General features: G+C 73.1%; 16 protein-coding genes and 2 pseudogenes. 8 read left to right on the top strand and 10 right to left on the bottom strand.

Going from position 1 to position 21711, the window contains the following annotated elements:
• The first annotated feature begins 5 nt into the window (after window positions 1–5).
• The 3 genes and pseudogenes from XF36_RS02470 to XF36_RS02460 all read left to right on the top strand — a co-directional run bounded on the left by XF36_RS02470 (window position 6) and on the right by XF36_RS02460 (window position 6001).
• Window positions 6–785, top strand: coding sequence for a hypothetical protein (locus XF36_RS02470; protein WP_060710716.1), 780 nt, complete (start codon window positions 6–8; stop codon window positions 783–785).
• A 210-nt stretch (window positions 786–995) separates the two neighbouring features.
• The gene (locus XF36_RS02465; RefSeq protein ID WP_060710715.1) at window positions 996–4883 is read left to right on the top strand and encodes a multifunctional oxoglutarate decarboxylase/oxoglutarate dehydrogenase thiamine pyrophosphate-binding subunit/dihydrolipoyllysine-residue succinyltransferase subunit; all 3888 of its coding nucleotides are present in this window, start codon (window positions 996–998) and stop codon (window positions 4881–4883) included.
• A 121-nt stretch (window positions 4884–5004) separates the two neighbouring features.
• Window positions 5005–6001, top strand: a pseudogene (locus tag XF36_RS02460) (IS481 family transposase).
• Between the two features lie 61 nt (window positions 6002–6062).
• On the opposite strand, the gene XF36_RS02455 reads toward XF36_RS02460, so the two are convergent.
• On the bottom strand, window positions 6063–6539 hold the full coding sequence (locus tag XF36_RS02455) for a hypothetical protein (RefSeq protein ID WP_064485359.1): 477 nt from the start codon (window positions 6537–6539) through the stop codon (window positions 6063–6065).
• A gap of 173 nt (window positions 6540–6712) precedes the next feature.
• A complete protein-coding gene (locus tag XF36_RS02450; protein ID WP_060710714.1) occupies window positions 6713–7921 on the bottom strand; it encodes a DUF418 domain-containing protein in 1209 nt (402 codons plus the stop codon).
• Window positions 7922–8008: 87 nt separating this feature from the next.
• On the opposite strand from XF36_RS02450, the gene XF36_RS32100 reads away from it, so the two are divergent.
• Window positions 8009–8185 (top strand): DUF6104 family protein, encoded by a 177-nt coding sequence (locus XF36_RS32100; RefSeq protein WP_020623156.1) that lies wholly within the window; start codon window positions 8009–8011, stop codon window positions 8183–8185.
• Window positions 8186–8310: 125 nt separating this feature from the next.
• Window positions 8311–9750 carry a CitMHS family transporter gene (locus XF36_RS02445; RefSeq protein WP_060710713.1) on the top strand — a complete coding sequence of 480 codons (1440 nt, stop codon included), beginning with the start codon at window positions 8311–8313 and terminating at the stop codon, window positions 9748–9750.
• A 312-nt stretch (window positions 9751–10062) separates the two neighbouring features.
• Here the strand turns inward: XF36_RS02445 and XF36_RS02440 are convergent, their stop codons facing one another.
• From XF36_RS02440 to XF36_RS02430, 3 genes are read right to left on the bottom strand one after another with little or no spacing between them, the layout of a single operon-like run.
• A complete protein-coding gene (locus XF36_RS02440; protein ID WP_139318938.1) occupies window positions 10063–10425 on the bottom strand; it encodes a hypothetical protein in 363 nt (120 codons plus the stop codon).
• The gene (locus tag XF36_RS02435) at window positions 10422–13298 is read right to left on the bottom strand and encodes an FtsK/SpoIIIE domain-containing protein (RefSeq protein ID WP_082375118.1); all 2877 of its coding nucleotides are present in this window, start codon (window positions 13296–13298) and stop codon (window positions 10422–10424) included. Before XF36_RS02435 ends, XF36_RS02440 begins: the two co-directional genes overlap by 4 nt.
• Before the next feature lie 19 nt (window positions 13299–13317).
• Complete coding sequence (locus tag XF36_RS02430) at window positions 13318–13578, bottom strand: hypothetical protein (RefSeq protein WP_020623160.1); 261 nt, start codon at window positions 13576–13578, stop codon at window positions 13318–13320.
• Window positions 13579–13837: 259 nt separating this feature from the next.
• On the opposite strand from XF36_RS02430, the gene XF36_RS02425 reads away from it, so the two are divergent.
• Window positions 13838–15232 carry an Nramp family divalent metal transporter gene (locus XF36_RS02425; protein ID WP_060714354.1) on the top strand — a complete coding sequence of 465 codons (1395 nt, stop codon included), beginning with the start codon at window positions 13838–13840 and terminating at the stop codon, window positions 15230–15232.
• A gap of 6 nt (window positions 15233–15238) precedes the next feature.
• Here the strand turns inward: XF36_RS02425 and XF36_RS02420 are convergent, their stop codons facing one another.
• The 5 genes from XF36_RS02420 to XF36_RS02400 are packed head-to-tail and all read right to left on the bottom strand — an operon-like array spanning window position 15239 to window position 19466.
• Entirely contained in the window at window positions 15239–16039 is an 801-nt protein-coding gene (locus XF36_RS02420; RefSeq protein ID WP_060710712.1) for an MOSC domain-containing protein, read from the bottom strand.
• Window positions 16039–16974: an ABC transporter substrate-binding protein gene (locus XF36_RS02415; RefSeq protein WP_060710711.1), complete on the bottom strand. Its 936-nt coding sequence runs from the start codon at window positions 16972–16974 to the stop codon at window positions 16039–16041. Before XF36_RS02415 ends, XF36_RS02420 begins: the two co-directional genes overlap by 1 nt.
• Before the next feature lie 32 nt (window positions 16975–17006).
• Window positions 17007–17726 carry an ABC transporter permease gene (locus XF36_RS02410; protein ID WP_060710710.1) on the bottom strand — a complete coding sequence of 240 codons (720 nt, stop codon included), beginning with the start codon at window positions 17724–17726 and terminating at the stop codon, window positions 17007–17009.
• The gene (locus tag XF36_RS02405) at window positions 17723–18376 is read right to left on the bottom strand and encodes an ABC transporter permease (protein ID WP_020623165.1); all 654 of its coding nucleotides are present in this window, start codon (window positions 18374–18376) and stop codon (window positions 17723–17725) included. The genes XF36_RS02410 and XF36_RS02405 overlap by 4 nt, the downstream gene beginning before the upstream one ends.
• A gap of 7 nt (window positions 18377–18383) precedes the next feature.
• On the bottom strand, window positions 18384–19466 hold the full coding sequence (locus XF36_RS02400; RefSeq protein WP_060710709.1) for an ABC transporter ATP-binding protein: 1083 nt from the start codon (window positions 19464–19466) through the stop codon (window positions 18384–18386).
• A 153-nt stretch (window positions 19467–19619) separates the two neighbouring features.
• On the opposite strand from XF36_RS02400, the gene XF36_RS32095 reads away from it, so the two are divergent.
• Window positions 19620–20399 carry a hypothetical protein gene (locus XF36_RS32095; RefSeq protein WP_060710708.1) on the top strand — a complete coding sequence of 260 codons (780 nt, stop codon included), beginning with the start codon at window positions 19620–19622 and terminating at the stop codon, window positions 20397–20399.
• A 59-nt stretch (window positions 20400–20458) separates the two neighbouring features.
• Window positions 20459–21699 (top strand): annotated as a pseudogene (locus tag XF36_RS02390) (acyl-CoA dehydrogenase family protein).
• Window positions 21700–21711: the final 12 nt, after the last annotated feature.

The following is a 21711-nucleotide window of genomic DNA, read 5'->3' as shown; positions in this document are numbered from 1 at the left end:
CCGACTTGCTGGAGCTCGCCATCCGGACCTCCGACGAGCCGATCTCCCCCGGTCAGTACCGGCACACTGCGACGCACGCCTGGTGGATGGGGACCTGCTTCGCGCGCGACGAAGTCTGTGTCCACTACAGCGAGCACCTGCTCCAGCAGTGGACCCCGCTCGACCCGGCCCAGGACTGGCTGCTCGACCGCGAGCTGACCGGCCGCGTGCACTGGCTGTGCGGTGACGGCGCGGCGGCGATCGAGGACGGCTTCGACATCGCCGACCAGTGGCCCACCGGCCGCTTCCGCGCCCCGCACGGCGACTTCTACGCCGAGCTCCACGGCCACCGACCCGCCGCGAAGGTCGGCTCGTGGGCCAACCCGACCGAGGCGTTCCTCGCCGGCCTGCCCCGCGACCCGGCGGCGATGCTGGACCGGCTGATCGCCGACAGCCCGCCCGGCCGCGGCTACACCGGCCCGTTCCCGAGCGCCGTGAGCGCGCTGCGGACCTGCCGGGTCCCCGCCGAGCTGCGCGCGGTGCTCTACGCCGCGCTGCGCCGGATGCCCGCCGTCTCCCTCGGCGAGACCGACGACCTCGACGGCGAGCGGCACCCCACCCTCGTCCACGACGACGGGCCGGTCCGCACCGAGCTGCTGATCTCCCCCGTCGACGGGCAGTACGCCGGCGAGCGCGACACCGTCCGGCGCCCGGCCCGCGTCGGCCCGCCGGTCGGCACCGTCGTCGCCGAGACGACCACGCAGACCTCCGTGGTCGACGTGCTCGGCTCCCCGCCCGGCTTCTGAATCGTGCCGCTCGCCGTCCGCGGGCGGTCGATCACGAAACGATCACGAAGTGGGACCCGGCACACTGCCCGGTCTCGCGCCAAGGGGACTAACCTGGTAGCCGGTCGCGAAAAATCGAGCAGCTATCAAGGCGGTTGACGCAGAGTGTCATCGAGCAGTACCTCCCATCAGGCGAGCGACTTCGGTCCGAACGAGTGGCTCGTCGAGGAGATGTACCAGCGCTTCCAGGAGGACCCGTCGGCCGTGGACCCGGCCTGGCACGAGTTCTTCGCCGACTACGGCAAGGGCGGTGAGAAGGCCCCCTCCTCGTCGTCCGTCGGGACCGAGGAGTCCGACGACACCTCCTCCGGCCACGGCTCCGCTCCCGCCTCCTCGGGTGGTGTCACCCGCGGCGCGGGCACCGAGGACGACCAGGGCAGTGGGAACGACACCGGGAACGGTGTCGGAAGCGGCACGGTGAGCAGCAAGGGGACCGGCGCGGCCGGCTCCGGCGACGCCCCGGCCCAGAAGGCCGTGACGAACGGCGGGAAGGCCGGGGGCAACGGCACCGCCACCTCTCGCGACGTCCCGCCGCCGGTCACCCCGAAGGCCGAGCCGCCGCCCGCCGAGGAACGCCTGCGCACCGCGAGAGCCCCGGCACCGGCGTCGTCGAACGGGTCGTCGGCCAAGCCGGCCGCGGGCAGCGGCTCCAAGGCCGCGAAGCCGGCGCAGGACGGGGGTGGCGCGACCACCACCCCGCTGCGCGGTGCCGCGAACGCCATCGCCAAGAACATGACGTCGTCCCTCACGCTGCCGACCGCGACCAGCGTCCGTGCGGTCCCGGCCAAGCTGCTGGCCGACAACCGCATCGTCATCAACAACCACCTCAAGCGCACCCGCGGCGGGAAGCTGTCGTTCACGCACCTGATCGGCTACGCGCTGGTCCGGGCCCTGGCCGACTTCCCGAACATGAACCGGCACTTCGTCGAGACCGACGGCAAGGCGTCGGTCTCGACGCCGGAGCACGTGAACCTCGGCCTGGCCATGGACATGGCGGGCAAGGACGGCAGCCGCACGCTGATCGTCGTGTCCATCAAGGGCTGCGAGAACATGTCGTTCGCGCAGTTCTGGCAGGCCTACGAGGGCATGGTCCGCAAGGCCCGCGAGGGCAAGCTGACCGCCGAGGACTTCTCCGGCACCACGATCAGCCTCACCAACCCGGGCACGCTGGGCACGAACCACTCGGTGCCGCGGCTGACCGTGGGCCAGGGCGCGATCATCGGCGTCGGCGCGATGGAGTACCCGGCCGCGTTCCAGGGTGCGTCGGAGGAGCGGCTCGTCGAACTCGGCATCTCCAAGATCATCACCCTGACCTCGACCTACGACCACCGGATCATCCAGGGCGCCGAGTCCGGCGACTTCCTGCGCCGGATCCACCAGCTGCTCCTCGGCGAGGACGGCTTCTACGACGACGTCTTCGCCTCGCTGCGGGTGCCGTACGAGCCGGTCCGCTGGGTGCAGGACTTCCCCGAGGGCGAGGTCGACAAGACCGCCCGGGTGCTGGAGCTGATCGAGTCCTACCGGACCCGCGGCCACCTGATGGCCGACACCGACCCGCTGAACTACCGCCAGCGCCGCCACCCCGACCTCGACGTCCTCAGCCACGGCCTGACCCTGTGGGACCTCGACCGCGACTTCGCGGTCGGCGGGTTCGGCGGGCAGAGCCACATGAAGCTGCGCGACGTGCTCGGCCTGCTGCGCAACTCCTACTGCCGCACCATCGGCACGGAGTACATGCACATCGCCGACCCCGAGCAGCGCAAGTGGCTCGAGGAGCGCGTCGAGGTCCCGCACATCAAGCCGGACTCCTCGGAGCAGAAGTACATCCTGTCCCGGCTGAACGCGGCCGAGGCCTTCGAGACCTTCCTGCAGACCAAGTACGTCGGGCAGAAGCGGTTCTCGCTGGAGGGCGGCGAGACCGTCATCCCGCTGCTCGACGCCGTGCTGGACAAGGCCGCCGAGCGCGAGCTCGACGAGGTCGTCATCGGCATGCCGCACCGCGGCCGGCTCAACGTGCTGGCCAACATCGTCGGCAAGCCGATCAGCCAGATCTTCCGCGAGTTCGAGGGCAACCTCGACCCGGGCCAGGCGCACGGTTCCGGCGACGTGAAGTACCACCTCGGCGCCGAGGGCAAGTACTTCCGGATGTTCGGCGACGGCGAGACCGCCGTCTCGCTGACCGCGAACCCGTCGCACCTGGAGGCCGTGGACCCGGTGCTGGAGGGCATCGTCCGCGCCAAGCAGGACCTGCTCGACAAGGGCGACGGCGGCTTCACCGTGCTGCCGGTGCTCATGCACGGCGACGCGGCGTTCGCCGGCCAGGGCGTCGTCGCCGAGACGCTGAACCTCGCGCTGCTGCGCGGGTACCGCACCGGCGGCACCGTGCACGTCGTGGTCAACAACCAGGTCGGGTTCACCACCGCGCCGGAGCACTCGCGCTCCTCGCAGTACTGCACCGACGTGGCGAAGATGATCGGCGCACCGGTCTTCCACGTGAACGGCGACGACCCGGAGGCCTGCGTCTGGGTCGCCAAGCTGGCCGTCGAGTACCGCCAGCGCTGGAACAACGACGTCGTGATCGACATGATCTGCTACCGGCGCCGGGGCCACAACGAGGGCGACGACCCCTCGATGACCCAGCCGTCGATGTACGACATCATCGACGCCAAGCGCAGCGTCCGGAAGATCTACACCGAGTCGCTGATCGGCCGTGGTGACATCACCATGGAGGAGGCTGAGCAGGCGCTCAAGGACTTCTCCAACCAGCTCGAGCACGTCTTCAACGAGGTGCGCGAGCTGGAGAAGACCCCGCCGGTGATCTCGCCGTCGATCGAGTCGGAGCAGCTCGTCCCGTCCGACCTCGACACCTCGGTCCCGCTCGAGGTCGTCCACCGGATCGGCGACGTGCACACCAACCTCCCCGAGGGGTTCGCGGTGCACAAGCGGGTCGAGCCCGTGCTGCGCAAGCGCGAGAAGATGTCCCGCGAGGGCGACGTCGACTGGGCCTTCGCCGAGCTGCTCGCCCTCGGCTCGCTGGCGATGGACGGCCGGCTGGTCCGGCTGTCCGGTCAGGACTCCCGTCGCGGCACCTTCGTGCAGCGGCACTCGGTCCTGATCGACCGGCACACCGGCGCCGAGTACTTCCCGCTGCGCAACCTGGCCGAGGGTCAGGGCCGGTTCCTGCCCTACGACTCGGCGCTGTCGGAGTTCGCCGCGGTCGGCTTCGAGTACGGCTACTCGGTCGCCAACCCGGACGCACTCGTGATGTGGGAGGGCCAGTTCGGCGACTTCGTCAACGGCGCCCAGTCGATCATCGACGAGTTCATCTCCTCCGGTGAGGCCAAGTGGGGCCAGCTCTCCGACGTCGCGCTGCTCCTGCCGCACGGCCTGGAGGGCCAGGGCCCCGACCACAGCTCCGGGCGCATCGAGCGCTTCCTGCAGCTGTGCGCCGAGGGCTCGATGACCGTCGCGCTGCCGTCGGAGCCGGCGAACTACTTCCACCTGCTGCGCCAGCACACCCTGGACGGGGTGCGCCGGCCGCTGGTGGTGTTCACGCCGAAGTGGATGCTGCGCGCCAAGCAGGTCGTCAGCCCGCTGTCGGACTTCACCGAGGGCCGGTTCCGCCCGGTCATCGACGACCCGGAGCACGCCGGCAAGGGCGAGCGCGTCTCCGGCGTGAAGCGGGTGCTCTTCTGCTCCGGCAAGATCTACTGGGAGCTGGCCGCGGCACGCGACAAGCGCCGCAAGAACGGCGACGAGTCGGTCGACGAGGCCGCGCTGGTCCGGGTCGAGCGGCTCTACCCGATGCCGGCCGAGGAGATCGCCGCCGTCCTCGAGCGCTACCCCGAGGCCGCCGGTGACATCCGCTGGGTCCAGGAGGAGCCGGCCAACCAGGGCTCGTGGCCGTACTACGGCCTGGAGCTGCCGCAGAAGCTCCCGCAGCTGCAGGGCAACTTCACCCGGGTGTCCCGGCGGCGGATGGCGGCCCCGGCCGCCGGCTCGTCGAAGGTGCACGAGGTCGAGCAGGCCGAGCTGATCGAGAAGGCGTTCGCCCGCTAGGTGTGATGTCCATGGACGTTGTTCCAGGTTGAGCTGATGACGGCCTGTCGCTGAGACAGGCGAGGACCCCCGGTTGTGAAGTGGAGCTGTCTAGGAACCGCTTCACCAACCGGAGGCCCTTGTGACCCACGCTAACGCTGCGCTGACTCCGCGTGCCCGGCTACGGCTGGCCCGTCTGATCGTCGACCAGGACTGGACCTGCTCCACCGCGGCCAGAATGTTCATGGTCGCCCCTCGCACCGCCCGAAAGTGGGCTGACCGCTACCGCGCCGAGGGCCCGCCCGGGATGGTCGACCGCAGCTCCCGACCACGGTCGATGCCGGCCAAGACCCCGCCGAGGCTGGTGAAGCAGATCGTGCGACTGCGGTGGCACCACCGACTCGGACCAGTACAGATCGGCGGCCGACTCGCTCTCTCTCGCCGCCTCGACCGTGCACGCGGTCCTGCGCCGCTGCCGGATCAACCGGCTCTCCCACATCGACCGGGTCACCGGCGAGCCCCTACGCCGCTACGAACACCCACACCCCGGCTCGTTGATCCACGTCGACGTCACCAAGTTCGGCAACATCCCCGACGGAGGCGGACACCGCTTCGTCGGACGCCGACAAGGCGCCCTGAACAAGCGGTCCACTCCCGGACTGCCCAGGGGAACCGACTACAAGCCGCGCACCGGCAGAGCGTTCGTCCACACCGTCATCGACGACCACTCCCGCGTCGCCTACGCCGAGATCCACAGCGACGAGAAAGCCGACACCGCCACCGGTGTGCTACGCCGGGCCGTGGACTGGTTGAACGCCCGCGGCGTGACCGTCGAACGGGTCCTGTCCGACAACGGCAGCTGCTACCGATCACACGCCTGGCGTGACACCTGCAGCGAACTGGGCATCACCCACAAGCGAACCCGGCCCTACCGGACTCAGACCAACGGCAAGATCGAACGTTTCCACCGCACCCTCGCCGACGGGTGGGCATACGCCCGCTTCCACCCCTGCGAAACGGCTCGGCGAGACGCGCTCCCCGGCTGGCTGCACTTCTACAATCACCACCGGCCCCACAGCGCAACCAACGGCCTACCGCCGATCAGTCGCCTGACCAACCTGCCTGGACATCACAGCTAGGGCACACGCGACGACGGCCGGGCCGGGGACTCCCCCCGCCCGGCCGTCGTGCTGTGCGGGGTCAGCGTCCGCGCACGGCACCGACGACGACCGCGGCGCCGGTCAACGCGGGCACGGCCCACTCGACCGCCCGGATCCGGCGCGCCAGGGCAGGCTCCGGCGCGGCCGGACCGGCACCGGCCGGGGCGTCCGACCCGGCACGCCGTCCCAGGGCACCCGCGTAGGCGGTCGCGGCGAGCGCGGCGCCGGTGAGCGCGGCCCGGGAGACCGCGGCGGTGGCGGCGGCGGGCTCGCGCCGGGCCCGGGCCACGTTGCGCACCAGCAGACCCGCGCCACCGAGCAGGTGGGTGGCCATCGCGGCGCTGCCGATCCGACCCCACCGGCCCCAGCCGGCCCCGGCGAGCCGCTCGCGCTCGGCTGGGTCGCCGACGGCGTCGAGCGCGCCGTTCAGTCCGGTGACGCCCATCAGCGACCCGCCGAACCAGGCGGCCAGTCCGACGTCGTGCAGGGTGCGGGCGAGGGGCTCGGTACGGGACATCGGTACTCCGGTGCGTCGGGGGGCGGCGGGCCACGGGTGCGGCCGCACCGGACGCTAGTGCGGCCCCTCGGCGGGGTTCCCGCGGGCCGGTGGGGGTCCTCCGTCCGCGGTGCCACCGCGGCCGACGGTGGCGGCGCGGCGACCCCGTGCCGCCACCCCCGGAGCGGGGTCGGTCACCGACGGGCGGCCCAGCGGTAGGACAGCCGTCGCAGCAGGGTCTCGGCGGGCCCCCGGACACCGGCCCGGTCGAGCCGGTACGCGACGACGACGGTGAGCAGCCACACCCCCACCGCGACCAGCGACGCCGACCAGCCCGAGAGGTGGGCACCCAGTCCGAGGCCCCAGGCGGCGAGCAGCGGCACGAACAGCAGCGACTGCGCCAGGTAGCCGCTCAGCGACCGGCGGCCGAGCGCGACGAGGGCCCGGACCGGCAGCGGCGCCACCGGACGGGTGCCGAGCCGGTGCGCGACGAGGCCGAACACCGCGACGTAGCCGAGGGCGGCGAAGATCCCGGTGGCGATGTGCAGACCGGCGAACGCGCCCGGGTCCGGCAGGACGACGACGCCGACGTGCACGAGCGCCTGGGCGAGCCCCGCCGACCAGCCGACGGCGATGCCCACGACGGCGGTGCGTCGGAGCAGGGGCAGGTACCGGCCCGGCTCCTCCAGGACGCGGTGCCGCGCGGCGAGCAGCCCGAGCAGCACCGCGGCGGGCATCACCAGGGTCAGGAACGCCCCGGGGAGCGCCGCGACCCACAGTCCGAGCCGCAACGGCAGGGTGGCGAGCCAGCCCGGCGTGGACAGGGCCACCTGCTGCGCGACGGCCGTGGGCGTGCCGCCGCCGGTGAACTGTGCGAGCACGCCGGTCACCGTGGGGACGACGACGGCCAGTCCGACCAGCACGCCGGCCACGGTCCGCAGGGTGCGGTCGCTGCGGTGCAGGAAGAGCGGTACCAGCACCAGGCCGAGGAGACCGTAGGTGCCGAGGATGTCGCCCTGCCACAGCAGTGCCGCGTGGAGCAGGCCGAACGCGAGCATCCACCAGTGCCGGGTGCGCAGCAGCCGTCGTGCCTGCGCATCGGTGCCGCCACCGGCGATGCGGCGGGCGTAGAGCTGCCCGATGCCGTAGGCGAACAGGAACCCGAACAGCGTCCAGGCCCGGCCGTCGACGGCGGTGATCGTCACGATCTGGGCGATCCGGTCGGCGGGCCCGCCGTCCGCGGCGTGCAGCAGCGTGGCCCCCAGCTCCGAGGTGTAGGCGAACCAGGGGGCGTGGGCCAGTGCGATCAGCAGAAGCATCGCCCCCCGGGCGAGGTCGGGGGCGAGCGCACGGTCGCTGACCGGGGTCGGCGCGACGGTCGCCGTGGGCGGCGCGGTGGACATGGGGTCTCCTCACGAGGCGGTGGGAGACCCATCGGAAACGATGCCGTCGCGTCCGGGTCAAGCAGTGCCCGCCGTATCCTCGCCAGCATGTACTTCACCGACCGCGGCATCGAGGAGCTCGTCGACCGGCGCGGCGACGAGCAGGTCAGCGTCGAGTGGCTGGCCGACCGGCTCCGCGCCTTCGTCGACGCGAACCCGCAGTTCGAGACGGCCGTCGAGCGGCTGTCGAGCTTTCTCGCCCGGGACGACGCCGACGACGAGTGACCCCGTGACCACAACGACCACAGGGCACGCAGCGACCACTACGTGGGCTGTGTCCGCAAGCGGGACCGGGGCCGGGGTCCGGACCTAGCGTTGCTCCTCGACACGTCCGTCGAAGAGGAGCACCGATGCTCATCGTTCTCGGGTCCGCGATGATCGCGGTCTTCATGTACCTGATCCTCTCGAAGCGGCTCGCGCCGACACTGGCGCTGGTCCTCGTCCCGCTGACCTTCGCCCTCGTGGTGACCGGCACCGGCCTGTCCGAACCGGGTGAGGACGGCGTCGTCGACTCGATCTCGTCCGCCTTCAAGGACTTCGCGCCGACGGCCGTGCTGCTGTTCTTCGCGATCGTCTTCTTCGGCACGATGATCGACGTCGGGCTGTTCGACCCGCTGATCCGCTTCGTGCTGCGCACGGTGAAGAACGACCCTGTGCGCCTGGTCGTGCTGACCGCGGTGCTGGCCGGGGTCGTCTCCCTCGACGGCGACGGCTCGACCACCTTCATCATCACGGTGTCCGCGCTGCTGCCGATCTACCTGCGGCTCGGGCTGAGCCCGGTGGTGCTGACCGTCGTCGCCAACCTCGCGAACGGCGTGCTCAACATCCTGCCCTGGGGCGGCCCGACGATCCGCGCCGCGACGGTGCTGAACGTGTCCCCCTCGGAGCTGTTCAACCCGATGGTCCCGGGCATGGTGGCCGGCATCGCCACGGTGCTGCTGCTGGCCTGGCAGCTCGGGCGTTCCGAGCGCAAGCGGCTGCTCGCCTCGGGCCGCACGCTGTCGGTCGTCGCCGACGAGATGGTGGCGGTGCCCGAGCCCGCCCTGGTCGGCGGGGGCACCGGCACCGACGGCACGCACGGTGCCGACCGCCCGGCGTCGGGCTCCGCCGGGGGCGCCTCCGACGCCTCCGACGACCTCGGGGGCACCCTCGACCCGAACCGCCCGACCCTGCGGCCGAAGCTGATCTGGTTCAACCTGGGGCTGACGGTCGCGCTGCTGGTGCTGCTGGGCATGGACGTGCTGCCGCTGTCGCTGGTGTTCGTCGCGGCCGCCGCGATCGCCCTGGTCGTGAACTTCCCGAAGCCCGAGGACCAGCTCCGTGCGGTGACCTCGCACGCCACCTCGATCGTCGGCGTCGTGTCCATGGTGTTCGCCGCAGCGGTCCTGGTCGGGGTGCTGTCGGGCACCGGGATGGTGACGGCGATGGCGAACGGGATCGTCTCGGCCGTGCCGCCGTCGGTCGGCTCCTGGTTCGCGGTGATCACCGGGGTGCTGAGCATGCCCCTGACGTTCTTCATCACCAACGACGCGTTCTACTTCGGCATCCTGCCGATCCTCACCGAGGCCGCGGGCCACTACGGCATCGCCCCGGTGGAGATGGCCCGCGCCTCGATCATCGGCCAGCCGGTGCACATGACCAGCCCGCTGGTCCCGGCGCTGCTGCTGCTCGTCTCGCTGGCGAAGGTCAACCTGGCCGACCACCACCGCAAGGTGATCTGGCGGGCCGCGGTCTGCTCGCTGGTGATGCTGGGGGGCGCGCTGCTGCTGGGCGTCGTCCCGCTGGGCTGACCGCCCACCCACCATCCGGTGCCGCGCACGCGGTACGCCGGGGAGGGGCGGACGGCGACCACCCGGCCCCGGAACCCCGGCACGTTCGTCGAGATGCAGCTCAGGGCTGCCTGCGATCCGTAGACACGCCCCTGGGCTGCATCTCGGCGTGTCCGGAACGTGCCGACGAGCCCGGTGCGGACGGGCCCCGTACCGACGAGCCCGGCGCGGACGGCCGGATGCTGCGCGAGTGGCGCGCCGCGCGGCACAGGGCAGGACGGGCGCGGCGCGGGCCCGGTGCGGTGCGGGCCCGGTGCGGGGCGCGGGACGGGGTCAGTCGTCGTCGCGGCGCAGGCGGAACAGCCGCCGGTCGCCCGAGGAGCGCAGCTCGCGCAGAGCCTCGTCGGCGGCCTCCTCCAGCGCGGCGTGCTCGTCCGGGTCGGCCCGCAGGTCGGGTCGCGGGCGGGGCCGTCCCGGCTCCTCGGCCGCCCACATCAGCTGCAACGCGGCCTCCCAGCGCAGCTCGAACATGCCGCGGGCCAGAGTGAGCCGGTCCGCGGCCTCGCGCAGCTCCCGCTCGGTGCCACGCAGCTCGCGGCGCAGCTCCTCGGCCCGCCGGGCGTCGTGTTCCCGCAGGTCGACGACGGCGCCGGCCAGCTCGGACACCACCGCCCGGTAACGCTCCACCGCACTCACGCCCCACCTCCGGCGAGAGTCCCCGAGCCGCCGCCACCCGCGAGGGTGCCCGAGCCACCACGTCCGGCGAGGGTGTCCGAGCTGCCGCCGCCCCCGGCGAAGGTGTCCGAGCCGCCGCCCCCGGCGTCGGTCAGGATGACCAGCTGCGGACGACCGTGCCGGGAACGGTCGAGGAACAACGCGCGCCCCGGCGTCGGCGTCCAGTCGAGCGGCTGCCCGCCCAGCAGCGCCACCAGGTCGGTGCCCTGCACGCCGGTCGCCACCCAGGCACCCAGGTCGTCGATCGCCGCACCCGGCGGTGCCAGCAGCGTCTTCAACCGTTGCGCGCCCTGCCACCAGCCCAGCACGTGCACCCCGACACCGGGGCCGTGGCGCAGCAGCGCCCGCAGGTCCTCGGTGCCGGCGCGGTCCAGCATGGACTCCGCCGCGTCGGCGCCGAACACCACGACCAGCAGCGACGCGTGTCCCCCGCCACCGCCCGACGCGGCCCGGGCGCGGACCGTCGCCGCCAGCTCGGCGACGCGGGCGGCGAACCCGTCGGCGGACACCTTCTCCACCGTGCCGGGCAGATCCGGGGCGAGCGCGCCCGACGCGGCCACCGCGTCCGGGACCAGCGGCACGAGCACGATCTGGACGCCGGCCGGGTCGGGCAGCGACGACGCCACCGAGCGGACGGCCGAGCACAGCAGCGGGACGGCGACGCGGGCGTCGGGCCCGATCACCCCGAGGTTGCGGCCGGGACCGTCGGACAGCTCGGCGGCCGCGGGGCTGCCGTGCACGTCGACGAACTGCCCGACCAGCGCGCGGGGCACACCGTCGGCGGGCAGCCGGGCGGCCAGCGCGTCGTACCCGGGGGCGCGGGCACCGTCGAAGACGACCGGCTCCGGGGTGTCCGGGAAGTCGGCGAACGCGGTCACCTGGACGTCGCGGACCACCGGGCCGCCCGCCTCGGGCAGCCGGACCACCCGGTTGCCGTGCGCGACGCCCGAGTCGTGATTGACGATCGCGTGCCAGCGCGGGAGCGCCAGCGCCGCCTCGTTGTCCTGGGCGAGGATCCGCCGCGCGCGGGGCAACGCGATCCGCAGCACGAACTGCTCGAAGATCGCCGAACGGCCCCAGAGCGCGTCGATGCCGGAGACGTCCTGGCTGGCCAGCACCAGGTGCACGCCCTGCGATCGGCCGCGCCGGGCGACGTCCTCCAGCAGCGCGGTCGCCTCGGCGCTGACCGCGTCACGACCGGTGAACAGGAACTGGAACTCGTCGATGACCGCGACGATCCGCGGCAGCCGCAGGTCCGAGCGCTCGGCCCGCAGCTCGGCCAGCTTGGTCGCGCCGTGCCGGCGGGCGGCCTCGGCCCGGCTGCGCATGACCTCGGAGAGGTGGCGCAGCAGCGCGAGCCCGAACTCCCGGTCGGTGTTGATGTTGACACCGATCAGGCGGGCCTGTGGGAGCCGGTCGGCGCGGTGCCCGTCGGGGTCCGGGGCGAACGGGGTGAACGACACCCCCTCCTTGAAGTCGAGCAGGTACAGCTCGACCTCGTCGGGACCGTAGTGCGCGGCGAGGCCGGCGATCCAGGCCAGCAGCAGGTTCGTCTTGCCCGACCCGCTCGGCCCGCCGACGAGTGCGTGCGGGGAGTGGTCGTCGAGGCTCAGCTCGGCGGGGATGCCGTCCTCGTGCCCGACGACGACCTTCAGCCCGTCGTGCGACCGGCCCTCGCCACGCCGCCGGGGCAGCATGTCCTTGAACGCGCCCAGCCGTCCGCGCCACTGCTCGTGCCCGGCGGCGATCGCCTCGCACACCGCGGTGACGTCGTCGGCCGGCACCGGAGGGTCCGGCTCGACGAGCACGTGCGGCCCGGTCACCGACGTCCGCACCGGGACCGGCTGCCGGTCGTCGGCGGGATCGACGCCCGGCGGGTCCCCGAAGTCGACGGTCTCCACCGGACGCGGCAGCGCCGCCGGGGCGTCGAGCAGCACCAGCTGCACCCCCGCCGCGACACCGCCGCGCGCGACCCGCTGCAGCTGGCGCAGCTCGGCCTCGGGCAGCTCGCGGCCGTTGCCGACGAGCACCGCCACCAACCACGCCTCCGGGCGTTCCCCCGTGCGGTCGGCGAGCTCGCGCAGCGAGGTGGCGCCGTCGGCGAGCACCCGGGTCTGCACCCGGCGGATCCGGTCGGCGAGCTGGTCCAGCAGCCGCCCCAGCCTGGTCGGGTCGTGCACGGTCAGCAGCCCGGTGCGGGTCAGCGGGTACAGCCCGGGCAGTGCGCCGGCGAGCTGGCCGACGTCCCAGACGTGCACGTTCACCGCGCCCGGGCGGAAGTACCGCACGGTGCGCAGGACCAGCTGCTCGACCATCGCCTCGGCCCGGTCGCGGGAGCGCGGCGTCGACACCACCTGCAGGTGTGCGCCGTCGAGCAGCGGGACCGCGACCCGGAACGGGGCGCCGCCCTCCACCGAGCCGGTGCCGAGCACCCACATCTCCGGCACCGGACCGGTCGGCTCCACAGCACCCGCGACCGGCTTCCAGTCGGTCGGGTCGTCACCGGCGGCACCCGGGGTGGCGGCGGCGACGATCTCCGACAGCGTCTGCGGGGAGTCGCCCTGCCAGCGGTCGAACACGTGCGCCCGGTCCTCGGCGACCCGGGCGAGGACGCCGTCGAGCCGCGGGTTGTCGAACAACCGGGAGAGCCCCGGGTCGCGGCGCGCGGCGTCGTACCCGGTTTCGCGCAGCCACAGCTCCGCCACGACCTCGGCGTGCCGGGTCGCGGCCCGGTCGCGGCGCCCCTCCGCCGCGCTCAGTGCCCGCGACGCCGCCCGGTGGAACCCGTCGAAGGCGGACCGGATCCGCTCGCGGCGGTTCGGACGACGGGCCATCAGGGGCGGGCGGGCGCGGTCAGAGCCGCGAGGCGACGTCGTCGGCGGACTGCATGGCGATGTGCAGGGCCTGCTCGACCTCGTCGATCTTCTCCGACGCGGCGGCGAAGCGGGCGCGGGCGTCGTCGGCGTCGTTCTGGGCGGTGCCGTAGATGTTCTGCGAGAACGCGGCGCCGGCCTCCTCGATGGCCTGGCGGGCGTGCCGCAGCGCGCCGAGGCTCTCGGTGGCCTGCTGGTTGGCCCGCCCGATCCCGGCCCGGATCTCGTCGATGTTCGCCATGCCCACCCTCCGTGCGTGCGCGTGCGACGACCGTGACCCGGCCGACGCCGCGGCCAATCTATCGGCCGGTCCCGGTACCCGTTCATGGTGCGCCGCACCTGCGGCCGCTGCAACGCCGGGTGCGCCGACCAACCCACCCGGCCCGCGTTCGGGGGGTCCGGTTCGTCCGTTCGTGACCCTCTCGCGCTGGAACCCCCCGGTGCGCTCGCCTAGCGTGCACGGCACACCACCCACGACGCCGTGATCGGAGACTGTGACGATGGCCTCCCCCGCTCCGCAGACGGATTTCCTGGAACCCCCCACCGGTGCACGGAAGATCCGCTCGATCGGGCCGGGGCTGCTCGCCGCGGCGGCCGGCGTCGGGGCGGGCGACCTTGTCGCGACGATGGTGGCGGGAGCGTCGTTCGGGACGGTGCTGCTCTGGGCCGCCGTCGTCGGCACGCTGGTCAAGCTCGCGCTCGGCGAGGCCGCCGGCCGCTGGCACCTCGGTTCCGGGGCCACCATGCTCGACGGCTGGCGGCGGCTGGGCTACTGGGCCACCGGCTTCTTCGGCGTCTACATCGTGGTGTGGGGCTTCGTCTACGGCGCCACCGCGATGTCGGCGGTCGGGCTGCCCCTCAACGCGCTGTTCGGCGGACTGCCGGTCGGCGGGTGGGCGGCGATCGCGGGCGTCGTCGGGCTGGTGCTGGTGTGGGTGCAGCGCTACCACGCCTTCGAGAAGTTCATGACGGTGCTCGTGCTGATCAAGTTCGCGACGGTCGTGTTCGTCGCGATCCTGGTCGGCCCGGACGTGCCCGCCCTGCTGAACGGTCTGGTGCCGCGGCTGCCGGAGGGGTCCACGGTCTACGTGCTCGGGCTGATCGGCGGCGTCGGCGGCACGATCACCATGGCCGCCTACGGCTACTGGCTGTTCGCGAAGGGCTGGAAGGGCCCGAAGTGGCTGTCGATGATGCGGCTCGACAACGCGACCGGCTACATCATGACCGGCATCTTCGTCGTCTCGATGCTCGTCGTCGGGTCGACGATCCTGCTCGGGGAGAACCTCACCGAGTCCGACAGCGGGCTGCTCACCCTCGCCGACCGGCTCGGGGCCCTCTACGGCGAGCCGGTGCGGATCCTGTTCCTCGTCGGCTTCCTGTCGGTCACCTTCACCTCGCTGCTCGGCGTGTGGAACGGCGTGTCGCTGCTGTTCACCGACTGGGTGCGGGCGATCCGGCTCCCGCACGGGAAGAAGGCCGCGATCGGGCCGGACGTGACGAACGCCGTCGTCGCCGGGGAGGAACACACCGCCACCGACAACCAGGCCGGGGCCGCCGCGACCGGGGACGAGCGCGGCGACGGCCCCGGGCGGCCGGGTGCCTACGAGGCGGCCCGCGCCGAGCGCTCGCTGCCCTTCCGCGGGTACCTGCTGTGGCTGACGTTCCCGCCGATGGCGCTGCTGCTCATCGGGCGGCCGTTCGCGCTGACGCTGGTCTACGGCGTGCTGGGCTCGTTCTTCATGCCGTTCCTGGCGGTCACGCTGCTCCTGCTGCTGAACACGACGATGGTGGTTCGCGAGGCGCGCTCGCGGTGGCTGTCCAACGCGATCCTGGGGATCTCGTCGGTGCTCTTCGCGGTCCTGCTCGTCACCGACGTCTACGGCCGCCTGACCTGACGGGGGTCAGGTCACCTCGACGCGGTCGCCGACGCGCAGCGTGCCGGTGTGCTCGACGCGGGCGTAGAGACCCGCGCACGGCAGCACCCCGAAGCCCTCTACCTCCACACGGTTGGCCTCGGCCGGGCCGCGCAGGGCGTGCGGGGCCCGGGGCAGGTCGCCGTGCTCCAGCGTCGGCACGGAACAGCGCGGCGTCGGCAGGGTCGGGACCAGCACGACGCCGCCCAGGGTGAGCCGGCGCCCCAGCCAGTCGTTCTCCACGAACGGCTCGGTGCCCGGCGGCGTCGCGACGACGACGTTCGGCCGGTAGCGCAGCGCCTCGACACCGAGCGCGTCCAGCGTCGCGGTGGTGATCAGGTGCACCGGCGAGTGGTCGACGAACCGGCCGCCGGGAGCGCCCTGGGCGATCTCCAGCACCGGCGCGTCGACCTCGGCGTCGAGGCCGTGGGCCAGCACGTCCTCCGGGTCCGGCCGCTCGACGACGGCGCCGTCGGGCCGTTGCTGCGCGACGACCACCGACCTGCCGAGCAGCTCGCCCAGCGGGCCCGCGGCCCGCCCGGCCTCGACCGTGCGGCCGTCGGGCAGGGTGACCCGGACGTCGTCGCCGACGCCGGCCGACGCGCACGCCAGCAGCCGACGCCAGTGCCGCGGCTGTTTGGCCGTCGCGACCCGGCCGGTGCCCGGGTCGGTCAGGGCGAGCGCCCGGTCACCGACGACGCCGTGCGTGTCGAGCTCGAGAGCGGCGAGGTCCTCCCCCCGCATCGACTTGACCGGGTAGCGGTGCAGGGACAGGACCTGGCCGACCATCAGAGGAGGCCCTGCGCGGTCAGCCAGTTCCTCGCGACGGTGTCGACCGAGGGCTTGTCCGGCGCGGCGGCGGCCTCGTTCAGGCCGAGCAGCTCCTGTGTGCTCAGCTTCGCGGTGACCGCGTCGAGCGTCTCGGTGACCTGCGGGGTCGCCTTCGCCTTGGTGATCAGCGGGACGACGTTCTGCGCGGCGAAGTTTCCTCTCGGGTCGGTGAGGACCACGAAGTCGTTCGCCGGGATCGCGGCGTCGGTGGTGAACAGGTCCGCGGCCTGGACGTCACCGTTCTCGAGCGCCGCGACGGTCAGCGGGCCGCCGGCGTCGAGCGAGCGGTAGGACCGGAACGAGCAGTTGTAGGTCTCCTCGATGCCCGGGATGCCGTCGGGACGGGTCTGGAACTCCGGCGGGCCGCCGAACACGAGCTCGCCGCAACGCGGCGCGATGTCCTCGATGGACGTCGCGCCGAGCCGCTGCGCGGTCTCCCGGGTGACGACGACGGCGTCCTTGTTCTCCGCCTCGGCCCGGTCCAGGACGGTCAGCGTCGGCGCCGCGGCGTTCAGCGTCGACTGGAGCGCGGTGTAGACCTCGTCCGGCTCGCTCTGCGTCGCCGCCTCGTCCAGGTACTGCAGCAGCGTACCGCTGTAGTCCGGGATGAGGTCGATCGATCCGTCCTGCAGCGCAGGGACGTATGCCTCGCGGGACCCGATCGGCGGCCGGGTCTCGACCGCGACGCCCTTGGCCTCCAGTGCCTGGGCGAACACCGAGGACAGGATCTGGCTCTCGGTGAAGTTCGCGGCGCCGACGACGACGGTGTCCTGGTCACCGCTGCCGGACTGCCCGCCCCCGGCGAGGGGGTCGGAGCCCCCGCCGCAGGCGGTCAGCGCGAACGCGGCGGTCACCGTCGCGGCGACGGCGGTCAGGAGGCGGGTGCGTCTCATGGTGGGTGTCCTCTCGGGACGTGCGGGGTGGGTCAGGCCGCTTCGCGGACGGGTTCGGGGCGGGTGGGCACCGCGCGCAGCCGGCGCGGCGCGGTCCGGCCGGTGGCCTGCAGGCCGGGGGACACGATCAGCTTCTGCAGCCCGCCCAGGAGCAGGTCGGCGAGGATCGCGAGCACCGCGACCAGGATCGAGCCGCCGATCATCATGCCGAAGTCGCGCTGGCCGAGGCCGTCGATGATGAACCGGCCGAGCCCGCCGAGGGACACGTAGGCGGCGATCGTCGCGGTGGCGATGACCTGCAGGGTGGCGCTGCGCAGCCCGCCGATGATCAGCGGCAGCGCGTTGGGGAGCTCGACCTTCCAGAGCACCTCGGACCCGCGCATGCCCATCCCGGTGGCGGCGTCGACCACCGCCGGGTCGACGTTGCGGATGCCGGCGTAGGTGCCGGCCAGCACCGCCGGCACCGCCAGCACGATGAGGGTGATGATCGGGCCGACCAGCGAGAGCCCGGTGAGCGTCGCCAGCAGCACGAGCAGGCCGAGCGTCGGCAGCGCGCGCAGGCCGTTGGCCAGCCCGACGACGACGAACCCGCCGCGCCCGGTGTGCCCGATCCAGGCGCCCAGCGGCACCGCGATCACGACCGCGACCAGCAGGGTCAGGGCGGTGTAGCCGAGGTGCTCGGCGAGCCGGGCGAGGATGCCGGTCGGCCCCGTCCAGTTCGCGCCGTCGAACAGCCAGCCGAAGTAGGTCATGTCCCCGCCTTCCCGGTCCGGGCCCGCTGCCAGGGGGTGAGCAGCCTGCCGGCGAGCAGCAGGGCCGAGTCGACGACGAGGGCCAGGAGCAGTACGAGCACGATGCCCGCGACGATCTGGGCGTCGTTGCTGCGGTTGAAGCCCTCGGTGAACAGCAGGCCGAGCCCACCGAAGCCGATCACCGCCCCCACCGTGACCAGGCTGATCGTGGACACCGCGGCGACCCGCAGCCCGGCCACGATCACCGGCACGGCCAGCGGCAGCTCGACGCCGACGAAGCGGCGCAGCGGCGTGTAGCCCATCGCGTTCGCGGCGTCGACGACGTTGCCGGGCACCGCGGACAGCGCGTCGGACACCGTCCGTACGAGCAGTGCGACGGTGTAGACCGTCAGCGCGACGACCACGTTGACCGGGTCGAGGATCTGGGTGCCGAGCAGCGGCGGCATGAACACGAACAGCGCCAGCGACGGCACCGTGTAGAGCAGCCCGGCGGCGTTGGTCATGACGGTGCGCAGGGTTCCGTTGCGGTTGGCGACCCAGCCCAGCGGGATCGCGAACAGCAGCCCGAGCAGCACCGGGATCAGGGCGTACACGACGTGCTCGGCGAGCGCGTCGAGGACGGAGTCGAGGTTGGCGAACACCCAGGTCACGGCGGCCTCAGGCGGCGTTGTGCGAGTCGCGGGCCGCGGGCAGCGCCTCGAGCACCGAGTCGGCGGTGACCGAGCCGGCGACGCGGCCGTCGGCGTCGACGGCGACGCCCTGCCCGGACGGTGAGGACAGCGCCGCGTCGAGCGCGCCGCGCAGCGAGCCGGACTCGACGGCGTAGAGCGACCCGCCCGGGACGATGGCCTCCTCGGTCACCCGTCCCGCACCGGCCTCCACCCAGCCCAGCGGCCGGGCTGACTCGTCGACGACGACCGCCCAGCCGTCGTCGGGGAGGGGGTCGCCGACCGAGAGCATCGGCAGCGACCCGAGGGGGATGGTGTCCGAGGAGAGGAAGCCCAGGCCCCGGTATCCGCGGTCGCGGCCGACGAAGTTGTCGACGAAGCCGTCGACCGGGCGGGACAGCAGCACGCCCGGCTCGTCGTACTGGGCCAGCGTGCCGCCGACCCGGAACACCGCGACCTTGTCGCCGAGCTTGATGGCCTCGTCGATGTCGTGGGTGACGAACACGATGGTCTTGCCGAGCTCGGACTGCAGGCGCAGCAGCTCCTCCTGCAGGCTCTCCCGGACGATCGGGTCCACCGCGGAGAACGGCTCGTCCATCAGCAGCACGGGTGGGTCGGCGGCGAGCGCACGGGCCACGCCGACCCGCTGCTGCTGGCCACCGGACAGCTGCGCCGGGTAGCGCCTGGCCATTGCGGTGTCCAGGCCGACGATCTCCATCAGCTCCATCGCCCGGTCCCGCGCGGCCTTCTTGCTGCTCCCGACGAGCATCGGCACGGTCGCGATGTTGTCGACGATGGTGCGGTGCGGGAACAACCCGGCCTGCTGGATGACGTAGCCGATGCCCCGGCGCAGCTCGGCGGGGTCGGCGGACAGCACGTCGCGCCCGTCGACGCGCAGCTCGCCCGAGGTCGGCTCGATCATCCTGTTGATCATGCGGAGGGAGGTCGTCTTGCCGCAGCCGGACGGGCCCACGAAGACCGTGATCCGCCCCTGCTCGGCCACGAGGTCGAGCTCGTCGACCGCGACCGTCCCGTCCGGGAAGCGCTTCGTGACGCCCCGGAACTCGATCATCGGCGGTTCCCCCTGCCGTCGCGCGGGACCCCTGCTCCCCGCTTGGTCGCAGCACACTAACCCGGTCGTGCGCGACGGGCGAGCGGTCGGCCGCAGGTCACGACACCCCGTCGCGCTTGACCTGCAGCCCGGTTCAGCACCGACGCTGCGGACATGACCCCGACCACCGCCCTGGGCCCGGTCGGTATCGCCACCGGACCCGCTCCCGCCGATGCCGCGGCCCTGGAGGACGCCGGTGCCCGCACCCTGTGGCTCGCCGGGGGCGCGATCGACCGGCTCGACCGGCTGACCGCGCTGCTCGACGGCACCCGGGACGCCGTCGTGGTGCCCGGCATCGTCCCGACCGGGGTGTACCCGGCGTCGGCCGTCGCCGCGGTGCACGCCGACGCGGCCCGCCGTCATCCCGGGCGCTACCTCACCGGATTGGGGGCGCCCCAGCAGCCGGGGGCACTGGACGCACTGCACCGTCACCTCGACGAGCTCGACGCACTCGGGCTGCCCGCGTCGCAGCGGCTGCTGGCCGCGCTCGGACCACGCAAGCTCGACCTCGCCCGTACCCGCTGCGCCGGGGCGGTGACGCTGCTGGTCACCCCGGAGCACACCGCCCGGGCGCGGGCGGCGGTCGGTACGGGCCGGCTGCTCGCGGTGATGCTGCCGACCGTGCTCGGGACCGACCGGACGGGTCTGCGCGAGCTGGCCGGGTTCCTCCTCGACGTGCCCGGCTACCGCGCCGCCGTCCGCGGGATGGGGTTCACCGACGCCGAGATCGACACCCGCGCCGACCGGCTGCTCGACGCCGTCGCCGCCCGCGGCGACCGCGACGACATCGTCGCGCGGATGGCCGAGCACCGGGCCGCGGGCGCCGACCACGTCGTGCTCAGCCCGGTCGGGGACCCCGGATCCGGTGCCGCGCTGCTGCGTGCGCTCCGATAGGCGCCCGGGCCGGCCCGTCCTGCCGTGCGGCCGGTGCGCCGCGGCGCAACAGTGGGGCCATGCCGAAGGAGCCCACGCGTCTGCCGCGACCCGAGCTGGACCTCGACCCGGACCACCCGCACGTCGCGGACTGGTTCCACTACGCCGACCTGCTCACCGACGCCGAGCGCGCCGACCTGCGCCGGGTGCGGGAGTTCCTGCGGGCCGAGGTCGCCCCGGTCGTGCTGGACGCGTGGGACCGTGCCGAGTTCCCGATGCAGCTGGTGAAGGGCTTCGCCGGGCTGGACCTGGCGGGGCCGGTTACGCCGATCCTCCTGCGTCGCGGCTGTTCCTCGGGTTCCTGCATGCGGAGATCTCACGGGTCGACCCGTCGGTCAACAGCTTCTACGGCGTCCACACCGGCCTCGCGATGGGCTCGATCCACGCCGGCGGCACCCCCGAGCAGCGCCGGCGCTGGCTGCCCGCGATGGCCCGGATGGACTCCATCGGCGCGTTCGGGCTGACCGAGCCGCACGGCGGGTCCGACGTGGCCGGTGGCATGGAGACCACCGTCACCCGGGACGGGTCCGGGCCCGACGCGGAGTGGGTCCTCGACGGCGAGAAGCGCTGGATCGGCAACGCCACCTTCGCCGACCTGATCATCGTGTGGGCCCGGGACACCGACCCGGACGCCGACGGTGCGGTGTGCGGCTTCGTCGTGCCGTCGCCGTCCGACGGCATGACGATCACGAAGATCGAGGGCAAGCAGTCGCTGCGGATCGTGCAGAACGCCGACATCCTGCTCGACCAGGTCCGGGTGCCGGAGTCGCATCGGCTCTCCGGCGGCTCGGGCACGTTCCGCGACGCCGGGCTGGTCCTGCAGCGCACCCGGGCCAACGCCGCCTGGGGCGCGGTCGGGGTGCAGATGGCCGCCTACGAGCTGGCGCTGTCCTACGCCGCGCAGCGCGAGCAGTTCGGCCGCCCGATCGGCGGGTTCCAGCTGATGCAGGACCTGCTGGTGCGGATGCTCGGCAACGTGAGCGCCTCGCTGGGGATGGCGGTGCGCAACGCCCAGCTGCTCGACCAGGGCCGGGGCTCGGACGCGCACTCGTCGCTGGTGAAGGAGTTCTGCGCGACCCGGATGCGCGAGACCGTGGCGATGGGCCGCCAGCTCGTCGGCGGCAACGGGGTGGTGCTGGAGAACCGGATCGCGAAGTACTTCGCCGACGCCGAGGCGATGTTCTCCTTCGAGGGCACCCGGGAGATGAACACGCTGATCGTCGGGAAGGCGATCACCGGGCAGAGCGCGTTCGTGCGGTGACGACGGCGGTCG

The organism is Pseudonocardia sp. HH130629-09 (assembly GCF_001294645.1).
Taxonomy (GTDB): Bacteria; Actinomycetota; Actinomycetes; order Mycobacteriales; family Pseudonocardiaceae; genus Pseudonocardia.
The sequence above is the reverse complement of the archived record's forward strand: the minus strand, read 5'-3'. Positions and strand labels throughout refer to the sequence as shown.